Below are 21,571 nucleotides of genomic sequence, written 5' to 3'. Positions count from 1 at the left end.
TGCTAAGTTACACATTGCTGGAAATGATATATTTACAATATAGTATTGCAATAAACGCAACATTCGCATTTATATACAAGATCGCCGTTCGAACCTGGTGTTAAAACAAAGAAAATACCAAACCAGTAAAATTTAAACCCGACTATAAATATAAATACAGAGTTTTAGACTAAATTATTCCATTATAATTAATTACAATGTCTTACACTTAAACTCATTATTATCATTAATGATTGCACACAGAAAATAACAATTAAGTCCACTAAGAATAAGGTGAAATATGGATATTCGTTCACTACAACTTTTTTTACATTTAGCGACCACTTTACATTTCGGGAAAACGGCAGAAGCGATGCATGTCAGTACATCAACACTGACCCGCACCATGCAGCGTTTAGAAGAAGCGGTTGGCAGCCAAATATTCGCCCGAGATAATCGCTCAGTTGCATTAACTGAAAGTGGGAAACGACTACAAAGCTTCGCCCAACAAACTCTCGAAAACTGGACACAACTGAAAGCAGACCTGAATAATCACAGCGGCGAACTTGATGGTGAGCTTACAATTTTCTGCTCAGTGACCGCTGCCTATAGTCATTTACCACCAATTCTCGATAAATTCCGCTTATTGCACCCCAATGTTGAACTAAAACTGATTACCGGAGATGCAGCGATGGGCATGCAACTGGTTGATGAAGAAAGAATTGATATTGCCATTGCTGCACATCCAGACCAAATATCGAATCGATTAAAATTTGTCGAGATTGCAAAAGTACCGCTATCAATCATAACCCCGGTGATTTCCTGCCAAGTTCAACAGCAAATTATGCAAGATAATATTAATTGGAATGCCGTGCCTTTTATCTTACCTGAGCACGGGCCAGCACGTAAACGAATTGATAAATGGTTTAAACAAATGAAAATCAAGCCGAGTATTTATGCCACGGTTGCGGGTCATGAAGCCATTGTCAGTATGGTAGCATTAGGACTTGGGGTCGGTATTGCCCCCGCAGTTGTCGTTGATAACAGTCCCGTCAGAGACCGTGTATTAACCTTCGAAAACAGTAATACAATAGATCCATTCGATCTCGGTTTATGCTGCCAGCGAAAACGCTTTGACGAACCTTCGATTGCAGCCTTTTTTAGTATGATTAATCATTGATTTGTCATAAATTATTATTAAGAATAACAATAGCGTTCCGTTATAATAGGGATCTACTCTTCTCTCATCATTGTTACTATGGAGTTTTCATGGGTTTCAAAAAAATAGGCATGGCAATACTAGTCACTTTAAGTCTAAGCCAAACAGCGGTCGCCAATGAGGTGCCAGCACAATTTTCCACGGTCGGCCTCAATGCACCAAAGAGTCAGGATGTTAATGGTTTCCGTTTCTCATTATTCCATGGTCAAACAGAAAAAGTACAAGGCTTTGATATGGCTGTATTCGGTTTATCTGAAGTCGATAAACTCGACGGCGTAAGTTTTAATTTATTGCTTGGTGCAAGTAAAGTAAACGAGGAATTTTCAGGAGCATCATTTGGTTTATTTAACTGGCATCTAGGTCAAGATACCGGTTTTAACATGGCCCTTGTGAATAATACGAGCCATGTAAAAGGCGTCAATTTAGCCATGGTTAATTTATCAAAAACAGTGGCTGGCGCCAATATAGGCTTAATTAACTATAGCGACCGGTTATCTCTTGTTGATTTTGGTGTGATGAATTATGCGAAAACGACTAAGTTTCAATTTGGTCTGTTCAACGTAACAGAAAACTTACAAGGTTTACAGATTGGTTTATTAAACTATGCTGAAAATGGGGTGGTAAAAATATTACCCCTAATCAATTTTAAGCGATCATTTTAGGTCGATTAATCGATAATTAAAATGCTAGACTAACATCAAACTAAATTAACGAATAGTTAAACTCACTCCGTAATTAGGTGCCGTATGATCAAGCCACAAAAATTAGAAGAAATCGCGAAGCAAATACATGACTCACTACCAACGGGTGTCAAATCGTTAGGTACCGAAGTAGAAAAAAAGATCCATCAAGTATTGCAATCACAACTAAACAAGCTTGATCTGGTTAACCGTGAAGAGTTTGAAGTACAAACCAAAGTACTATTGCGTACGCGTGAAAAATTAGCAGCACTAGAAGCACGTTTAACAGAACTAGAAAAATAGTACTTAGGCCTGATACTGTTAACGATGATCATTGTTAACAGTATCAGGCACGAACTCAAATTCCGTTATAGCTCACTTTTAGTTCCCCATACCTGCCTACTTATCTATTTTTAGCAATAATACATCGACCCAATTTATCTCGTGCTTACGGATACGTTCATTGGCGATATAATGTAATACCTGTCCACACCGAAGCTGTGTTTCCATGGCCGGATTTAATTTAAACCCAGTGCCTTTTTCATCGTCAGCAATTGCCATCAGCGTCATGCTATATTTCTCTCGCAGAGGCTGAAAGATATCACCCACCGTCATTTCCGGCGCATTCTCTAATGTTAAGCAATATAATGTTGCTTCATCAAGCGTAGAAAACAATTGTTCATGGACAATACTGGCACCGGGCGATTGCATCGTTCGTACTAAAATTTCGGCATGGCGTGAACTTGCACATTCGACATTGGGACAATGTGCACGCAGCAGATCAGCTTTACTTTCCTCATGAAAATAAGCACTGATATGCGCCTGTTTTGAGGCATGTGATGAAGCACTTAATGCCATCGATAGCGTCATTTCATCATTTTCACCATCAACAATAATAGAACTCGCCTGTGCGATCGCAATACGCGCTAATTCATCACGATCGGTGAAAGATTCTAGTTTGGCAAACTCCACATCCAGCAGTTGTGGAAACGGATGGTTCATATCACGCTCTACACACAAAATTATCTTGCGTTTATACCGCTTTTTATCGGCAAGAATCAGATCTAAAATCCGTTTAGTGCGATGCGCACGCCAGCCTAAAATTAAAATATGGTCGCTATAAGTACTAAAATCTTTTTTTCCGTTCATACCTTTCCTTGCTAGTGCCACGATTGCTTGCGTGGTTTTACCAATCGCGGCACCAAAAATTAATAACCCAAAAGGGATCTGTACCAAAGCGACAACAAGTTGACCATGTGCTGTCGTCGGTGATAAATCACCAAAACCAACCGTGCTAATCACCACGACGGTGTAATAGAAAAATGTCAGCGGTTCAATTAACGTGCTTTCACCCGCTAACCATAACAATCCCCATACGACAGCTAAATAACTACAAAAAATAAAAAATAGATTCGCCCAACGCAGTTCAGCAGTGAGCTTGCGTAACGCTAGGCTAATTAATCTAGATATATACATATTGACCTAATGCTTATTAATGGCTAAGTGCTGGCGAATAAGCTCAGCCGTTTTCAACGGTTGCTCTAACGGGAACAAATGCCCACCGTCCACTTCAACCAATTTAATGTGTGGCTGCTTACGTAATAATCGAGCGACGGTTTCTGTCGATAACGTATCAGAATCATGACCTCTGAACACCACTGTATTTGTGGTTAAGCTTTTAATGCTCGACCAAGCCCAAGGTATCGTCTGATAAATGGTTGCTTCCCATTCTCGACTATAGCTAAGTTTAAACCCGTCGTCGGTTTCGTACAAACCTTCGGCCATGTAATCAGCTAATACACTGTCAGAAATATTTTTAAAACCACGTACTTTACGGTGAAAATCAAAACCTTGCTGAATATTAGAAAATGTATTTTGACGTCTTAATGTTTTTTCGACCAGTGGTAATCTTTTACGTAAGCAGTAAGGTAAATTACGCATAACCCAAATCATATGAGGAGCCAAAATAACCGGGTCAAGGAGAATCAGTTGTTTGACTTTTTCAGGTTCGCGTACCGCACAAATGAGACTAATCAAACCACCCATCGAATGGCCGACTAAGGTAATAGGCTCAGGTTGCGCGGCAACAAAACGGCAAGCGTCATCGATCATTAATCGCCAATTATCAAAATCATCCGGAACCGGTAATGGCCATAACGGACGCTGGTAAACGGCGCTGACTTTATATTCATCGGTAAGTGGTTGTAACATTTGTTGATACATAGCGGGCGGAAAACCATTGGCATGAAAAAATACCAAATGCTCTCCTTCCCCACCTATATATTTAGAGGGTAATCCTTCAGCGACAAAGCCCTGTGCTGATAATTTTTCTGCGATCCATTGCTTCATAATCAACCTATTGTACATGTGAGACTAATTCTTTGTATTTATTTTATAATCCTTTAAATTTCAAACTAGATGAATAAACACTGTCTAAGTAATTCTTACGTCAGTTAGAATTACGATATCCTTCGATATCGTAATTCTATATTACATTTACTTATTCTGGAACTAACCATTCAAGGCGGAAAAATGCGTTTTTATCTTGCGCTAATTCTTCCGTTAGCCAAGGCAGTAACTCTTCCATTTGAGCAACCAATTTCCACGGTGGATTAATGACAACCATACCTGTACCAGTCATACCACGTTCTTCAGTATCACCTTTTACGCATAATTCGATCACTAAAATCTTTTTAATGCCGGTGCCAACAAAGTCACGCATAAGCCGATCAATAGTGCGACGTTCAATAACCGGATACCAAAGTGCATAAGTGCCTGTTGCAAAACGGCGGTAAGTCTGTGCGATCTCCTGCACTACCTGACGGTACTCAGTTTTGATTTCATAAGATGGATCAAGCAGTACTAAACCACGTTTATTGCGTCCAGGTAGCAAGGATTTCAGCCCTTCATAAGCATCTTTCTTGTACACGCGCGCTTGACGATCACCAGCAAACTCTTGCTCTAATAATTTTACATCCGCAGGGTGTAATTCCGTCATTTGCATACGATCTTGTTCACGTAATAATAAACGCGCAACTAATGGTGATCCCGGGTAATGCTTCAGGGTAGACGTGTTATTTAACTGCTTAATCATATTTAAATAAGGGATTAATGGCGCAGGTACTTCACCTTGTTGCCAAATTCGAGCGATACCATCAACGTATTCAGCTGTTTTTTCTGAATGTGCACTCGATAAGCTATAACGACCCGCGGCAGAATGGGTATCGTGATAAATAAAAGGCGTATCCTTTTGTTTTAACGCTTCTAAAATCAATACTTCAACCGTGTGTTTAAGTACATCAGCAAAGTTGCCAGCGTGAAAGCTGTGGCGATAGCTCAGCATAATATTTCCAATATAAAATGATAAATTAATTGCGGTAAAGGGTAGCACTGTTTACTTAAACTAGGCTATTTATTCTATCTTTCAAGTGCCCAATAGTCTGCTTCATTCATACTTTCGTTAAGTTTTCAGTTGTTATAGTGGTTAGCTAAGTTCAGCGGTATACATACTGTTTCATTAATCTAACCAAAGGACACGGCCATGCAGCAAGGAGAGGAATTAGGCGCAACCATGACTCGCGTAATTTTTACAGCGATGTAGACCGAGAAACACCACTGAGAATTTATTCATTCTCAGTGGTGGAGATGAGTAAGTTTGACCCACCGAGATTATCTAGTGCGCAAGAAAAAACTTATACGCAGGATTGTTAGTTTCTTCTTTATATTGATAACCCAACTTAACTAAATATGCTGAAAAAGCTTTCATCTCTCCATCTGGTAGCTCAAAACCCGTTAATACTCGACCATAAGCAGCACCATGGTTACGATAATGAAATAAGGTAATATTCCAATTCATACCTAGGGTTAATAGAAATTTTTGTAATGCTCCCGGATGTTCAGGGAATTCAAAGCTAAACAAACGTTCTTGCAAGTCTTCAGCAGGACGGCCTCCAACCATATAACGTACATGCTGTTTGGCCATTTCATCTTCAGATAAATCAACCACTGGATATTTTGCATCTTCCAGCTGTTTAATGACGGTCGCTAATTCCGCAGTACCTTGCGGTGTACGTAAGCCGACAAAAATATTTGCCGCGGCACGATTAGAATAACGGTAGTTAAATTCAGTCACGGCGCGATTGCCTATTAATTCACAGAACTTCAAGAATGCACCAGGACGTTCAGGGATAGTCACCGCAAGCACCGCTTCCTTCTTCTCTCCATATTCACTACGCTCTGATACATAACGTAATGAGTGGAAGTTAACATTCGCACCACTTAAGATCGACGCCATGTTCTTATCACGTAAACCGTTTAATTCAGAATATTTTTTTAATCCCGCCAGCGCTAATGCGCCCGATGGTTCTGCAATTGCACGGGTATCTTCAAAAATATCTTTTAACGCCGCACAGATCTCATCACTGCTCACCGTGATAACATCATCGATAAATTCATTACAAAGGCGGAATGTTTCAGTACCAATCCGCTTTACCGCCACACCATCGGCGAAAATACCCACACGGTCAAGCGTAACGGGTTCACCCGCATCTAATGCCGCGCGTAAACAGGCTGAGTCTCGCGGCTCAACACCGATCACTTTAATTGATGGTTTTAATTGTTTGATATACACAGCAATACCCGCAGCAAGACCACCGCCGCCAACAGGTACAAAAATATAATCTAAATGGGAATTTTGTTCTAGCAATTCACGCGCAATAGTACCTTGCCCCGCGATCACATCCGGATCATCAAACGGTGGGATCAAGGTATAACCTTCTTCTGCTGAAAGTTTCTTAGCATGATTTGATGCTTCATCAAAACTATCGCCATATAAACAAACGTCGGCACCAAAACCACGCACCGCACTCACTTTAATATCAGGGGTAATAACTGGCATCACAATGATGGCTTTAATACCCAGTTTCTTCGCAGACAGCGCAACACCTTGGGCATGATTGCCTGCAGAAGCAGCAACGACACCGCGTAATTTTTGTTCTTCAGATAATTGCACCAATTTATTAAATGCACCGCGTAATTTAAACGAGTGCACGGGTTGACGATCTTCACGTTTAAGAAGAATACTATTACCCAAACGTTCAGATAATTTTGTTAATGGTTGTAACGGGGTGACCACTGCAGCTTCATAAACCGGTGATAACAGGATCTTACATAAGTATTCACTTGCTGTAAGTTGTGATTGGGGTTGTTGGGGCTCGTTATTTGTCACTCGATCATCCATTGAAATATAACTGACAAGTTAACGCATTGACATGCAATCGTTAACGCTATGATTTAGTTATAACAACAATCGAAACAGATAAAAAGGTTTAACTCAGGATAACTTTTTACCGGAAATAAAAAAGGGAGCATTTCGCTCCCTTTTAACTATTTATATTAATTGATTACGCTGTTTGAGCTACTGTATTTGTTTCTTCAGATGCATGTGCTATTTCAAGGTTTAGTTCACCCTCACTCTTAGCAACAATCGTATTAACCGCTGTATCACCGATTACGTTAGCAGAAGTACAGAACATATCATTGATACGGTCAACCGCAGCAATAATAGCGAGTGCTTCAACAGGTAGACCAAGTTGTGTTAGTAACACACCGATCATCACGATACCGCCACCAGGTACACCACCTGCGCCAACAGATAGTAGTAGGATAGTTAGCCCCATAGTGAACATATCAGTAACTTGCAGTGGTGTGCCGTATGCGTTGGCAGCAAATACTGTCGCAATTGAGATGTAGATAGATACACCAGACATGTTCATTGTAGCGCCCAATGGAACACCAAAACCCGCAACTGTTTTCGATACACCAATCTTATCCGTAAGGGTACGCATAGTTACCGGGATTGTTGCGTTTGAGCTTGCTGTCGATAGTGAAAATAGGAACTGTTCACGAACTTGGCGACGGAATGTAGCTGGACGGATACCCGTTGTTGCCCATACCGCTAGTGGGTATACAATTAAGATCCATACTAAAAGCAATGCTACAACCAGACCCACGTAACTCGCTACTGAAGCGAGCGTTGCGCCATCAAGCGTCGCACCTAATTGAATCATTAACGCGAATACACCAAACGGGGCAAAGCTCATGATTAGGCTAACAAGTTTCATCATGATGTCATTCGCGATTTGGAATGCATTAACCGCTGGACCACCTTTTTTGTCTAGTGCTTGAATTGCCAGACCAGTGATGATTGCCATGAAGATGATTTGTAACATGTCACCAGAAGCAAATGCTTGTATCGGGTTACTTGGTACGATGTTAACAATCATTTGACCAATATCAGGTGTTTCTGTTGATGTTAGATGTACCGCAGTACCACCTAATTCAGCAAGGTTAGCACCAACACCTGGTTGAACAATCATTGCCACAATAAGTGCAACTGTGATTGCGATTGCTGTATTAGCGAGGTAAAGGAAGAACGTTTTACCACCTAAGCGACCAAAACTTTTAATGTCTTTCAGTTCACATACACCACATACAATAGAGATGAAAACTAATGGCACAACCATTAATTTAATCAGTGATACAAACATAGTACCGACTGCAGTAGCTGCACCGACAAAATATGTATCAAGGAACGATCCTGCACCAAAGCCATACTGAACGATAGTACCCAGTAACAAGCCCACAAACAGGGATATAAATATTTTCGAACTTAGTGATTTATCCATAACAAACTCAGCCTTTCAATTATCATAGTAGTGTGTGTTTTTTTGCTTATTATATTATTTTTATATTTTTACAATTCTTTGCACTTCAAGATTTGATGATTGGAGAGTATTACAACTCTATTGACGAAGGGAAGCAGTTCAATCATCTAGCAACAGGAAAGTCGAGGTGGGTCACATATCCAAGTACTTTTGTACATTTTACGACTACGTAACATCTACGTAATCATCAAAAAAATCCACTTTAAATTAAGAAACGTCAACTTTAGCGTCTTAAAACCGACAAAAACTCTCAACTACTCAAAAATAGGCATTGTATCGATAATGGAGAAAATAGAAAAACCCAACATATTTTAACAAACATAGTGATTTATATCGTAAATTTAACTTAACCTCACACTTATGAACCAACAGTGTTAAAAATGAAAGTATATTAAATAGAGTGGTGGTGAAAAAAGGCACTCAGAAAGGCTTTGAGCACCCCAAAATATATCAGCTGATTATTCTGCCACAGATTGTTTTATTGGTTCTTCTGGCATAACGGTGACATTTTTAGCATTATCCATAGCCTTGTTAGGTTCAACTATTGCTGAATCACTATTTTTCGTTTCAACAATAGTTAAGTCCGGCGTTAAAGTAATTGTTTCCGGTAACTCAACCTCTTCTTCTGCAACCATTTCTGTCACCACAGGTTTCGGTGCTGCACATAACTGATAATCCGTATTTTCATTATTTCGCCAGAACTGGCGGTTGTGACGGATCATTGCCCGAACTTCTGTAATGTACGCCTCTTTTCTTTCCGAGTAATTAATCAACCCAGCCGCGAGTGCACAGGCATTAATGACATCGCCATTTTTACGTAATTCAGAACGAATCTCACGTAGCAGCAAATAACTTTGGTTTCTATTAATATTGCGGAAATACGAACGAACAGACTCCTCGATCGAGTCAAAGCTTGCCACTTCATGCGCAGCCCCTTGCTCGCGTTGATTTGGTACAATCCCACAGCCTTTGCTAAAGCACCACTGGCCAAAAAAGTTATGTCCAAGTTTAGCAAAGCGTGATGTGCCCCAAGCCGTCTCATTAGCCGACTGACTAAATACCAGTTCTTCAGGGATAACATCAACGTGTAACAATAACGTATTAATCAAGGCATGATCATTATTAGCGGTCACTTTATACATACTCGCCATATCTTGTAGTTGTGCTTGATCTTGCGCTGTTAATGTTACTTTAGCCTGCCATTGAGTTAATAGCGCACGCTCTGCTAATACTTCAGCAGTAACGGTATCAAATGCGGGTTGTAGATAATTAAAGAATGCGGTTTTCTTGGCGGTGGCATCATTAAACGCAGCAAAGTCTGGCACATCTGACCTTTCTACTTCAATAGCATCATCAGACCTTTCGACTTCAATAACATCATCTGATGTAAGGACGGTATAGAGACCGAACAGAGCCAGCCCAGTAAGAAGGAGTAAAATAGTTATTTTCTTTTGCATATAAAAAAAGCACCATTAATAAATAATGGTGCTAATTTAACACGTTATTGCAATAAGCTAGATTATAAAATCATGCTCTTTGGTGCAACGAACGGTAAGTTATGTGCTTCAGCAACATCTTGAACAGTTACTTGACCAGCGATAACGTTTAAGCCGTTTAGTAGGTGCTCATCTTGTAGCAATGCTTCTTTCCAACCTAGATTAGCAAGCTTGATGATGTACGGAAGTGTTGCATTGTTTAATGCAAACGTAGATGTTTTCGCAACAGCACCAGGCATGTTAGCAACACAGTAGTGTACAACGTCATCAATGATGTAAGTTGGGTCTTGGTGTGTCGTCGCGTGTGAAGTTTCGAAACAACCACCTTGGTCAATCGCAACGTCAACAACAGCAGCACCAGGCTTCATGCGTGAAATTAGGTCTTTAGTTACCAGTTTCGGTGCAGCTGCACCAGGAACTAATACCGCACCAATCACTAGATCAGCTTCTAATACATATTTTTCAATTGCATCGTGTGTAGAATAAACTACTTTCAAACGGCCATCGAATTGATTGTCGAGATTAGCGAGTACAGTAAGGTTACGGTCTAACATAGTTACGCTAGCGCCCATACCCACAGCCATTTTCGCTGCATTCATACCAACAACACCGCCGCCGATAACAACAACGTTTGCAGGAGCAACACCCGGTACGCCACCCATAAGAAGACCACAACCACCTTGTGATTTTTCTAATGCTTGTGCGCCAGCTTGAATCGACATACGACCAGCAACAGCAGACATAGGTGCAAGTAGCGGTAAGCCACCGTTTGCATCAGTTACTGTTTCGTAAGCGATACAAACTGCATTACTCTTAATTAGGTCTTCTGTTTGTGCTAGATCAGGTGCAAGGTGTAAGTAAGTGAATAACACTTGGCCATCACGTAGCATTGCACGTTCAACAGCTTGTGGCTCTTTTACTTTCACAATCATGTCTGCAGTTGCGAAAACTTCAGCAGCAGTTGTTAATATTTTTGCACCAACAGTTTCATAATCGCTGTCGCTAAAACCAATACCAGCACCAGCAAATGTTTCAACATAAACTGTATGGCCATGTGTAATAAGCTCTCGTGCACTTGCAGGAGTCATACCTACGCGATACTCATGGTTTTTAATTTCTTTAGGTACGCCGATAATCATATGCTATTTACTCCGATATATGGTTTATTTAACTGGCTGAGAAAAGCTTCTCGATATATAGGTGCAGTATAGACGCAGAAGTGCAGAATTAATCACTAAAGATCTATCTAATTTTAAGAAAATTTTATATAAGATTTGTTAAATTGATGTTGAACAGAAGATAATTTTTTCTGTGAGCAAGATCGCCCTCAAAAAAAGGGCCTAGCAGTAATCATAGTCGATTATCACTGAGCCCTTGATATAGATCATGGTGAATTGTTAGATAATACTAACGAGGTAGGTTAAATCAGATTTCTATCGCGTACAGCACCTTTATCTGCACTTGTCGCGAAGTGACCATAGATACGTAATGCTTGTGTTACTTTTCGTGCTCGTATCTCAACAGGTTTCCATGCTAATTCACCGCGGCTTTCCATTTCAGTGCGACGCGCAGCAAGTACATCATCAGCAACCACAAGATTCATCGAGCGTTCTGGAATATTAATATCAATAATATCGCCATCTTCAACCAGACCGATCAAGCCGCCACTTGCCGCTTCAGGTGAAGCATGACCAATAGACAAGCCCGACGTACCGCCCGAAAAACGACCATCAGTAATAAGCGCACACGCTTTACCAAGTCCCATCGATTTCAGATAACTGGTTGGATATAGCATTTCTTGCATACCTGGACCACCTTTCGGTCCTTCATAACGAATAACAACCACGTCACCGGCTTTGATTTCACTGGCTAAAATAGCACTTACCGCAGAATCTTGGCTTTCAAATACCCGTGCAGTACCTCGGAATAATAAATTATCATCCGCGACACCTGCGGTTTTAACCACCGCGCCATCAATGGCAATGTTACCCGTTAATATCGCAAGACCACCTTCTTGACTGTAGGCGTTTTCGATTGAACGGATACAACCGTTAGCACGATCATCATCGAGTGAATCCCAACGACAATCTTGGCTAAAGGCCTTAGTAGTACGAATACCTGCTGGTCCAGCCGAATACATTTTTTTCACATCTTCAGATTCAGTCGTCACAATATCAAATTTAGCTAACTGATCAGCCATGGTCATGCCCATGACAGTCATGTTGTCTGTATGCAATAAACCGGCACGGTTCAACTCACCCAAGATAGCCATTACGCCACCGGCGCGATGCACATCTTCCATATGATAGAGCGGCGTTGACGGAGCTACTTTACATAACTGCGGTACTTTACGTGATAATGCATCCATATCCGCTAAGCTATAATCGACTTCGCCTTCAATTGCAGCGGCAATTAAATGCAATACTGTATTGGTTGACCCTCCCATGGCGATATCTAGCGTCATGGCATTTTCAAATGCGTCACGATTAGCAATATTACGCGGTAATACTGATTCATCATTTTGCTGATAATAACGTTTACACAGGTCAACAATACGACGGCCTGCATTTAAAAACAATTCTTCACGATCGGCGTGGGTTGCTACTAATGAACCATTACCCGGTTGTGATAGCCCTAATGCTTCAGTTAAGCAGTTCATTGAGTTAGCAGTAAACATACCCGAACATGAACCACACGTTGGACATGCGCTACGCTCTACTTTTTCAACATCTTCATCTGACACATTTTTATCTGCGCCCATAACCATGGCATCCACTAAGTCTAACTTAATGATCTGATCTGATAATTTAGTTTTACCGGCTTCCATCGGACCACCGGAAATGAAGATAACCGGAATATTAAGACGCAATGCCGCCATTAACATACCGGGGGTGATCTTGTCGCAGTTAGAAATACACACAAGTGCATCCGCACAATGAGCATTAACCATATATTCAACAGAGTCTGCAATCAGATCACGTGAAGGTAAGCTATACAGCATGCCGTCGTGACCCATAGCAATACCATCATCAATCGCAATGGTATTAAATTCTTTAGCGATACCGCCAGCTTTCAAAATTTCGCCTGCGACTAATTGCCCCATATCTTTTAAATGGACGTGCCCAGGAACAAACTGGGTAAATGAATTAGCAATAGCAATAATTGGTTTGCCGAAATCTTCTTCTCGGGTACCGGTTGCACGCCACAAGGCGCGAGCACCAGCCATATTACGGCCTTCGGTAGATGTTGCAGAACGCAGTTTAGGCATCGGTTCTCTCCATGAAACAAAATAAACAGTAAATATAAAGGAGGCAAATCTGCGCCTCACCTTAATAATCAAATCGACTCATCGTCGTAAGTAGGTGTTAACAACACCTACTTATATATATAGCAGTAATATAAATAGAACGGTTAGCTTGGATCCGTCACATAATCCAACCAGCCCCACTTATCTTCACTCTGACCTTTAATCAAAGCAAAATAAGCTGTCTGTAGTCGCTCTGTAATTGGGCCACGTTTACCCGTGCCAATGTCAATACGATCAACGGAACGTACTGGAACCACTTCAGCAGCCGTTCCGCACATGAACATTTCATCTGCTAAGTACATGGCTTCACGAGCAATCGGTTCTTCACGCACTTCATAACCAAAGTCGCGCGCCAGTACCATCAAGGTATTACGGGTTAAACCCGGTAAGATACATGCCGTTGTCGGCGGAGTATGGATCACACCATTTTTCACGAAGAACAAGTTCTCACCCGCACCTTCAGAAATAGTGCCATTCACATCCAATGCTATACCTTCTGCGTAACCATGACGTTTCGCTTCAGATGAGATCAGTTGTGATGATAAATAGTTACCACCGGCCTTTGCGCCAGTTGGGATGGTATTAGGTGCTAAACGATTCCAAGAGGTAACACAAACATCAACGCCTTGCTCTAAGCTTTCGTCGCCCAAGTAAGCGCCCCAGTTCATTGCTGCAACAAGCGCATCACAAACGGTTGATTTTGGTGTTAAACCCAGTCCAACATTACCAATATAAGCCAGTGGACGTAAGTAAGCATTGGTAAGGCCATTGGCTAATACCGCATCTTTACAGGCTTGTTCTATTTCTTGCTTTGAATAAGGAATGCTCCAGCCGTAAATTTTGGCTGAATCAAATAGACGTTGAACGTGTTCTTTCAAACGGAAAATAGCGGGACCTTTCGGCGTATCATATGCTCGAATACCTTCAAATACCGAGGAGCCATAATGCAATGCATGCGTAAATATACTCACTTTGGCCTGAGATTCTGGTACCATCTTTCCATTAAACCAAACTTGCTGTTCAGTATTCGCCATAATCGCTTCTTCCCTTATGCTGTAATTTTGTATTATTTTAAATAACGCCAGTTCTTGCATCCTGTAATTCAATGCAAACCAGCGCTGTCAATAAAGTGTTATATTTCAGTACGGCTATATTGTAGTGATGTGCTGAACGCTTACTTTACTCACATCAAACAATTTTTCTAACTGTTTATAGAGTAGATCAATACCGCGCTCACCAGATACTGTAACCGTAATCTTTATGCTATTGCAATCATTCATTTGTACCGAATTCATGCTACTAATGCGAAAGCCTCGATGACGAATAACACGTAATATTCGCTCTAAAATTTCGAGTGTGTTGGTGGCTTCAATCACCACTTCATGTACTTTTTTAGCACTCATCATATTGCTCCAACATATCACCGTTATTAACCCCAGGTGGCACTAATGGCCAGACATTTTCTTGCTCTGATATTTGTACATGCAAGAAATACGCACCATCACTGGCCAGCATACGATCCATCGCTGGTTGCACTTGTTCTTTAACCACCACAGTTTCGCCTGGAATACCACATGCCGCTGCTAACGCCACAAAATCAGGGTTATCATCGAGAATAGTTTGCGATAAACGGCCATCAAAAAACAGAGTTTGCCATTGACGCACCATACCAAGACGTTGATTATCGATTAATACAATTTTCACTGGTAATTTAGCCCGGTTGATCGTCGCTAACTCTTGGATATTCATCATAATAGAACCATCACCCGTGACCACAACCGGCATCGCATCAGGACGCGCTAGTGCCGCACCAACGGCCGCCGGTAATCCAAACCCCATGGTGCCAAAACCAGCACTGGATAATAAATTTTCAGGTTGAGTAAATGTCATATGTTGCGCAGTCCACATCTGGTGCTGACCAACATCGCACGCAACAAGATGGTCTTCAGGTAAACTGGCAGACAATTGTTTCAATAACAAAGGGGCATAGATAGCAATGCCGGGATGATCATAACGAAAAGCGGTGTCGACTTTCATTTCTAAGGTATGTAATCGCCAAGGTGCAATATCCAAGGTCATTTTTAACGCCGGTAGAATGAGTTTTAAATCAGTTGTGATGGCAACGTTTGCTACCCGTAACTTATTGTGTTCACACGCATCAATATCAAGGTGGATAACTTTAGCATTTGGGGCAAACTCATCAAGTTTACCAGTCACTCGATCATCAAAACGCGCTCCGACCGCAATCAACAGATCACTTTCTTGTACTGCTAAGTTAGCCGCTTTTAGGCCATGCATCCCTAACATACCCAAATAATAAGGATGTTCAGGATCGGCGCTGCCTATGCCTTTTAATGTACTGACCATCGGAATATCTAATGCTGCCGCTAATTCACGTAATTCAGTTACCGCATTCGCCATGCCGACACCACCACCGACATACAATACTGGTTTTTTAGCCGCATGTAATAATGCACGAGCCGCAATAACCTCTTCATCAACCAGGCCATCTAACGGAGGTAACACAGGTAATTCAGATACCGTCTCACACGCCATTTCTGCCAGCTGAATATCTTTAGGAATATCAATTAATACTGGACCAGGACGGCCAGTTGTCGCAATCGTGAATGCTTCAGCAATAATTCGATCTAAGTCATTTTGATCTTCAACCAAAAAACTGTGTTTGGTACATGATAACGTCATACCAAGAATATCCACTTCTTGGAACGTATCCACGCCAATCAAGGCGCTCGGCACTTGCCCTGTGAACGCAACAACAGGGATCGAATCAGCCATTGCTTCCGCTAAGCCTGTCACTAAGTTAGTAGCACCTGGACCTGAAGTCGCAATACAGACTCCGACTCTAGCACCAGCACGCGCATAACCCAACGCAGCCATAATTGCGCCTTGTTCATGTCGTGCTAATAAATGCGCTACACCACCATCATATAACGCATCATACAATGGCATGATCGCACCGCCAGGATAACCAAATACTTGGGTTACCCCCTGTTTACGTAAAGCATTTACAATAAATTCAGTTGCTTTCATTAATCCACATCCCTTTAAACATCATTCTTGTAAACCGTTAAACGCCAAACAAAAAAAAACCCCGGTTATCTACCGAGGTTTTCTTATTGCTGGATTAAGCTTATTTTCGCTTAGCAGTAAGTCCCCGGCTTGGTAATTTAATAATTACCACCAGAATGCTGACCACAATAATAAGACGCGAAATAAACCCAAACATATAACTAATCCAACAATTCTATAAAATTTTTATGATTCATTATTAGCATGGTGAATTTATTTAAGCAAGCCTTTAACCGCGCATAAAATAACTCAAACAACCAAATAAATGCACGCGAACAATTCAAAATATTGGAAAGCAAACAAATTATAGTTTAAAAATTCACATATGACAGACATCACAAAATAGACTGTGGCAAATAGGCCTTGCTTAAGGTTTTAAAATAATCCACCTAATTCAAGCATGCTTATTGTTAATTACACTAGGGTATAAATACAATCATAAATAGCCAAGGATGATGAATGAATTTAGCCGTGATCTATAGCCGTGCGATTTTAGGTATCAACGCGCCTTTAATTACCATAGAAGTACACATCAGCGAAGGACTACCAGGATTTACCATTGTCGGCCTACCAGAAACATCAGTGAAAGAAGCCAAAGATCGCGTGCGAAGCGCCTTAATGAATTCTAATTTTGTGATGCCAGCCAAACGGATCACCGTCAACTTGGGACCTGCCGACCTACCAAAAGAAGGCAGCCGTTATGACTTACCGATTGCTATCGCGATTTTAATCGCATCACAACAAGTCACGACTAATCGACATCAGCAATTAGAATTTATTGGTGAACTCTCTTTATCCGGTAAATTACGCACTTGCCGTGGCACAATCCCGAGTATAATCGCGGGTAAAAAAGCCCAACGCAGTACTATCATTCCCTTTGATAATGGCCATGAAGCAGCGCTTATCGACAATGCCACTTGTTTCACAGCTATGGATTTACAACAGGTATGTACACATTTAACGGATCAACAAAAATTACCCTCCGCACAACGAGCAACAGCCGAAACCATAACATCAGCAAACCAACACGATATGCAAGACATTATCGGCCAGCAAAGTGCCAAACGAGCCTTAGAGATCTGTGCAGCAGGTAATCATAATTTATTGCTGTTTGGTCCTCCCGGGACAGGTAAAACCATGTTGGCCAGTCGCTTAACCAGTATTCAACCTGATATGACTGAACAAGAAGCTCTCGAATGCGCAGCGATAAAATCCATTAGTGGCGGCGAGTTTGTTGCCCAAGATTGGTGCCGTCGCCCTTTTCGAACCCCGCACCATACCTCCTCGGCGGTCGCGCTAGTCGGTGGCGGTCGAAACCCGAGACCGGGAGAAATAACTCTCGCGCATAATGGCGTGTTATTTTTAGACGAACTGCCAGAATACCAGCGTAAAGCACTCGACTCTTTACGCGAACCTCTAGAAGCAGGACAAATCACAATCTCCCGGGCCAACCAACAAGTCGACTTCCCCGCTAATTTCCAATTAATAGGCGCACTAAACCCATCACCTTCAGGCTATTACGACAATAATAAATTTGGTAGCAACAATAGCCAAGTGGCAAAATATTTAAGCAAGTTATCAGGACCCTTCTTAGACCGCTTTGATCTGACAATTGAAGTCCCCGCATTACCAAAGGGCAGTTTAACGGAGCAAGGGCAGCGCGGTGAAAACAGTGAACAAATTAAACAAAGGGTAAGTGCAGCACAAATAATTCAACGACAACGCAGCAATAAATTAAACGACGCTTTGACCAGTAAAGAGATTGAATATTATTGCCCACTACAACATCAAGATGCGATATTTTTAGAACTGGCCATTGATAAAATGGGTCTATCTACGCGGGCATTTCATAAGATAATCAAGGTCGCTCGTACCATTGCAGATTTAAATAATTGTATAGATATCAATAAATCCCACCTACTTGAAGCACTCTCCTATCGAGCCATGGACCGCTTATTACAACAAATAAATGTTTAATAATTTCAGTTTTTGTTTGGCATAACGTGATGATAGTTTTATCATTTCATCTCACATCACACCAAGGCCATATTATGTTATCGACATTCACGCAAAAGGTGGCAGGCGCCATTGCATTTATCTGTTACCTGTTAAATACCCTATTTTGGTTGATCCCTATTGTTATTTTTTCGCTGTTAAAAAGTATGATTCCGTTTAAAACTGCACAAAAAATACTGAATCATTTACTTGATGGCTGTGCTTCAAACTGGGTATCTGTGAACGGGATAACCCAACAACTAATTGGTAACCCAAATATCCAAGTAAATGGTGCAGAAGGACTATCATTAAATAAGTGGTACATGGTCATTTCAAATCACCAATCTTGGGTTGATATTCTAGTTTTGCAGCGAGTACTGAATGGTAAGATCCCGTTTCTAAAATTCTTCTTAAAAAAAGAACTTATCTGGGTACCTTTTTTAGGTCTGGCTTGGTGGGCACTCGACTTTCCATTCATGAAACGCTACAGCAAAAAGTTTTTGGCAAAGAACCCGCACATGCGTGGTAAAGACATTGAAACAACTAAAAAAGCCTGTGCAAAGTTCAAATATAAACCCGTCAGTGTCATGAATTTTGTTGAAGGGACTCGCTTTACTCAGCATAAACACAACCAACAAGCATCAACATTCAGTCATTTATTAAAACCTAAAGCAGGGGGTATCGCCTTTGCTCTCGATGCGATGAATGGCCAGCTTGATACCCTTGTCAACGTGACGATTTACTACCCGCAAGGTATTCCAACTTTTTGGGAATTTATTAGCTGTCAGGTACAACAAATCCAAGTACAAATTACCACACAAGAAATTAATGCAAGTTATATGGGCGATTATCTCAATGACAAAACCTTCCAGACTAATTTCCAGCAATGGATAAATGAATTATGGATAAATAAAGATCTGGAATTAGAAGAACTTAAGCAGGCACAGTTAAATGATTAATTTTCTACCCTCGTTCGTATTAATGGTAATAAGTACTGCATTAGTTGTTATTCGCGTTGACGCTATTTAGATTACACTCAAACGACAAGATGGCGTAAAAATCACCGTAAGTTTAAGCTACCATTTCATAATGGACAACCAATGACGGAAGCTTAACCGCCGCCTAAAGGCAACAAAACCACAACACACCAGCAATACCCACGCAACAACAATAACAATTAAGCCTACAATATTATAATCATGATTTTGTGGGCTACTTCATTGTTATTTTAAAACGCCCCAACAAAATAACGCTTTAGGGGTAATAAAAGGCATAAAAACTGCCAAAAATAGAGTATTGATTCTAAAATGATATTGAGATCTCACTTTTGCTTTAATCTTAAACGGAACAAGGTGTAACATGCTATAACTGTTAAGGCATTGTTGCATTAATCTTTTTTTGGGACCACATATGAGCACATTAGCACTAAACTTAAACACACCTCTCGATGCCTTATTGCACTGGGAAAAGCATCGTGCCAATGAGGTATATTTACGCCAACCTATTAATGGGACATTTCACGAGTTCACATGGTCTCAAGTTGCTGACCAAACAAAACGTATTGCTCAAGCATTGCAATCACTTGGATTAGCACCGGGTGATAAAATAGCGATCCTGGCAAAAAATAGCGCCGAATGGTTTATTAACGATTTAGCAATCATGTACGCTGGTTATATAAGCGTACCAATTTATTCAACAGCAAACGCGAAAACCATCAACTATGTATTAGAGCACAGTGAAGCAAAAGTGCTGTTTATTGGTAAGTTAGATAACTATCAAAGTCTAGAAGGAAAACTGCCTGCAGACGTGATTACAATTAGTTACCCTTATGAGACACTTGATTGTCAATATAAATGGAATGATCTGCTAGAGCAACACCAGCCATTAGCAACACCAGCACACATCAACCTTGAAGACTTAATGTCAATTATTTATACCTCAGGTAGTACTGGTAATCCAAAAGGCGTAATGATCACGTTTGCTGCATTCAAATCGGCATCAAAAAATATTGTCTCTAGCTTAGGCTTTGTTCCAGGCGACAGATTACTGTCTTATTTACCACTCGCACACATTACTGAACGTGTTTATATTGAAGGTAGTAGTATTTATGCTGGTGAAGGTGTGGTTTCCTTTGTTGAGTCACTTGATACCTTCGTGAGTAATATTCAGTCTGTAGAGCCGACGCTGTTCATTTCTGTACCACGTCTATGGACTCGTTTCCAAATGGGTGTATTGCAAAAAATGCCCGCACATAAACTTAACTTCCTACTAAAAATCCCATTCGTTAATGGTTTAGTAAGAGCTAAAATTAAACGTGGTCTAGGTTTACAGCATGCACGTATGCTTGGCTGTGGTTCCGCGGCAGTATCACCAGCATTATTAAAATGGTACGAACGCCTTGGTTTAAATATTACCGAAGCATGGGGCATGACAGAAAACCTCGCTTACGGCACATTAAACCACCCGTTCAACTCACAAAAAATAGGTACCATTGGTAAACCAGGTGCGGGGGTTGAACTGAAAATCTCTGAGATTGGCGAAATTTTAGTGAAAGGTGATGGCCTCATGACTGGTTATTACAAAGATGAAGCACAGACCAAAGAATCATTCGATGAAGAAGGTTACTTCAAAACTGGTGATAAAGGTGAAATTGATAGCAATGGTTATGTGAAAATAACCGGGCGAGTAAAAGACATCTTCAAGACTTCAAAAGGTAAATACGTAACACCAGTGCCGATAGAATGTAAGTTTGGTGAGAATCCAAATATTGAGCAGATCTGTATTACCGGTACAGCCTTAACACAACCAGTTGCATTGGTGGTTCTATCACCAGAAGCGCGTGAACTAGGTCAAGAAGCGATGACAACTAACCTTGAAGAAACACGCCAGCATATTAATAAATCATTAGAATCACACTCACGCATTGGTCATATCATTGTTTTAAAAGATGAATGGACAGTGGATAATGGTTTATTAACACCAACACTTAAATTTAAGCGTCATGAACTAGAAAGTCGCTTTAAACCTTTCTACGAAGAAAACCACCAAGATAAAATTGTTTGGGAAAAGTAAGCTAGAAT

17 protein-coding genes are annotated in these 21,571 nt (G+C 40.9%); 6 read left to right on the top strand and 11 right to left on the bottom strand.

Going from position 1 to position 21,571, the window contains the following annotated elements; genetic code table 11:
- Nucleotides 1-280 precede the first annotated feature (280 nt).
- The 3 genes from ilvY (at nt 281) to HWV01_RS00305 (ending at nt 2,181) form a co-directional block, all read left to right on the top strand.
- The gene (gene ilvY / locus HWV01_RS00315; protein ID WP_211673582.1) at nt 281-1,159 is read left to right on the top strand and encodes an HTH-type transcriptional activator IlvY; all 879 of its coding nucleotides are present in this window, start codon (nt 281-283) and stop codon (nt 1,157-1,159) included.
- 89 nt (nt 1,160-1,248) lie between these two features.
- A complete protein-coding gene (locus HWV01_RS00310) occupies nt 1,249-1,860 on the top strand; it encodes an LA_2272 family surface repeat-containing protein (RefSeq protein WP_211673581.1) in 612 nt (203 codons plus the stop codon).
- 84 nt (nt 1,861-1,944) lie between these two features.
- Nucleotides 1,945-2,181, top strand: a complete 237-nt coding sequence (locus HWV01_RS00305; protein WP_067050897.1) for an accessory factor UbiK family protein — start codon at nt 1,945-1,947, stop codon at nt 2,179-2,181.
- A gap of 96 nt (nt 2,182-2,277) precedes the next feature.
- On the opposite strand, the gene HWV01_RS00300 is transcribed toward HWV01_RS00305, so the two are convergent.
- The 11 genes from HWV01_RS00300 to ilvG form a co-directional block, all read right to left on the bottom strand.
- A complete protein-coding gene (locus tag HWV01_RS00300; RefSeq protein ID WP_211673580.1) occupies nt 2,278-3,354 on the bottom strand; it encodes a potassium channel family protein in 1,077 nt (358 codons plus the stop codon).
- Nucleotides 3,355-3,360: 6 nt separating this feature from the next.
- Entirely contained in the window at nt 3,361-4,227 is an 867-nt protein-coding gene (locus HWV01_RS00295) for an alpha/beta fold hydrolase (RefSeq protein ID WP_211673579.1), read from the bottom strand.
- Nucleotides 4,228-4,378: 151 nt separating this feature from the next.
- Complete coding sequence (locus HWV01_RS00290) at nt 4,379-5,221, bottom strand: 23S rRNA (adenine(2030)-N(6))-methyltransferase RlmJ (RefSeq protein ID WP_211673578.1); 843 nt, start codon at nt 5,219-5,221, stop codon at nt 4,379-4,381.
- Nucleotides 5,222-5,551: 330 nt separating this feature from the next.
- Nucleotides 5,552-7,117, bottom strand: a complete 1,566-nt coding sequence (gene ilvA / locus HWV01_RS00285) for a threonine ammonia-lyase, biosynthetic (protein WP_211673577.1) — start codon at nt 7,115-7,117, stop codon at nt 5,552-5,554.
- Nucleotides 7,118-7,280: 163 nt separating this feature from the next.
- Entirely contained in the window at nt 7,281-8,564 is a 1,284-nt protein-coding gene (locus HWV01_RS00280; RefSeq protein WP_211673576.1) for a dicarboxylate/amino acid:cation symporter, read from the bottom strand.
- A gap of 497 nt (nt 8,565-9,061) precedes the next feature.
- A complete protein-coding gene (locus tag HWV01_RS00275; protein WP_211673575.1) occupies nt 9,062-10,060 on the bottom strand; it encodes a glucosaminidase domain-containing protein in 999 nt (332 codons plus the stop codon).
- Between the two features lie 62 nt (nt 10,061-10,122).
- Complete coding sequence (gene ald, locus HWV01_RS00270) at nt 10,123-11,238, bottom strand: alanine dehydrogenase (RefSeq protein ID WP_211673574.1); 1,116 nt, start codon at nt 11,236-11,238, stop codon at nt 10,123-10,125.
- Nucleotides 11,239-11,519: 281 nt separating this feature from the next.
- Nucleotides 11,520-13,367 (bottom strand): dihydroxy-acid dehydratase, encoded by a 1,848-nt coding sequence (gene ilvD, locus HWV01_RS00265; protein WP_211673573.1) that lies wholly within the window; start codon nt 13,365-13,367, stop codon nt 11,520-11,522.
- Nucleotides 13,368-13,510: 143 nt separating this feature from the next.
- Nucleotides 13,511-14,440 (bottom strand): branched-chain amino acid transaminase, encoded by a 930-nt coding sequence (locus tag HWV01_RS00260; RefSeq protein ID WP_211673572.1) that lies wholly within the window; start codon nt 14,438-14,440, stop codon nt 13,511-13,513.
- A gap of 114 nt (nt 14,441-14,554) precedes the next feature.
- Nucleotides 14,555-14,812, bottom strand: coding sequence for an acetolactate synthase 2 small subunit (ilvM, locus tag HWV01_RS00255; protein ID WP_305793994.1), 258 nt, complete (start codon nt 14,810-14,812; stop codon nt 14,555-14,557).
- On the bottom strand, nt 14,799-16,457 hold the full coding sequence (ilvG, locus tag HWV01_RS00250) for an acetolactate synthase 2 catalytic subunit (protein WP_211673571.1): 1,659 nt from the start codon (nt 16,455-16,457) through the stop codon (nt 14,799-14,801). Before ilvG ends, ilvM begins: the two co-directional genes overlap by 14 nt.
- Nucleotides 16,458-16,955: 498 nt before the next feature.
- On the opposite strand from ilvG, the gene HWV01_RS00245 reads away from it, so the two are divergent.
- From HWV01_RS00245 to HWV01_RS00235, 3 genes are all read left to right on the top strand, one after another.
- Nucleotides 16,956-18,473, top strand: coding sequence for a YifB family Mg chelatase-like AAA ATPase (locus HWV01_RS00245; RefSeq protein WP_211673570.1), 1,518 nt, complete (start codon nt 16,956-16,958; stop codon nt 18,471-18,473).
- A gap of 74 nt (nt 18,474-18,547) precedes the next feature.
- Nucleotides 18,548-19,450, top strand: coding sequence for an acyltransferase (locus tag HWV01_RS00240; RefSeq protein WP_211673569.1), 903 nt, complete (start codon nt 18,548-18,550; stop codon nt 19,448-19,450).
- A gap of 451 nt (nt 19,451-19,901) precedes the next feature.
- Nucleotides 19,902-21,563, top strand: coding sequence for an AMP-binding protein (locus HWV01_RS00235; protein ID WP_211673568.1), 1,662 nt, complete (start codon nt 19,902-19,904; stop codon nt 21,561-21,563).
- The last annotated feature ends 8 nt before the right edge of the window (nt 21,564-21,571 follow it).

Source organism: Moritella sp. 5 (assembly GCF_018219455.1).
In the GTDB taxonomy this organism is placed as follows: domain Bacteria; phylum Pseudomonadota; class Gammaproteobacteria; order Enterobacterales; family Moritellaceae; genus Moritella.
This window is presented reverse-complemented; position numbering and strand designations above follow the sequence as displayed.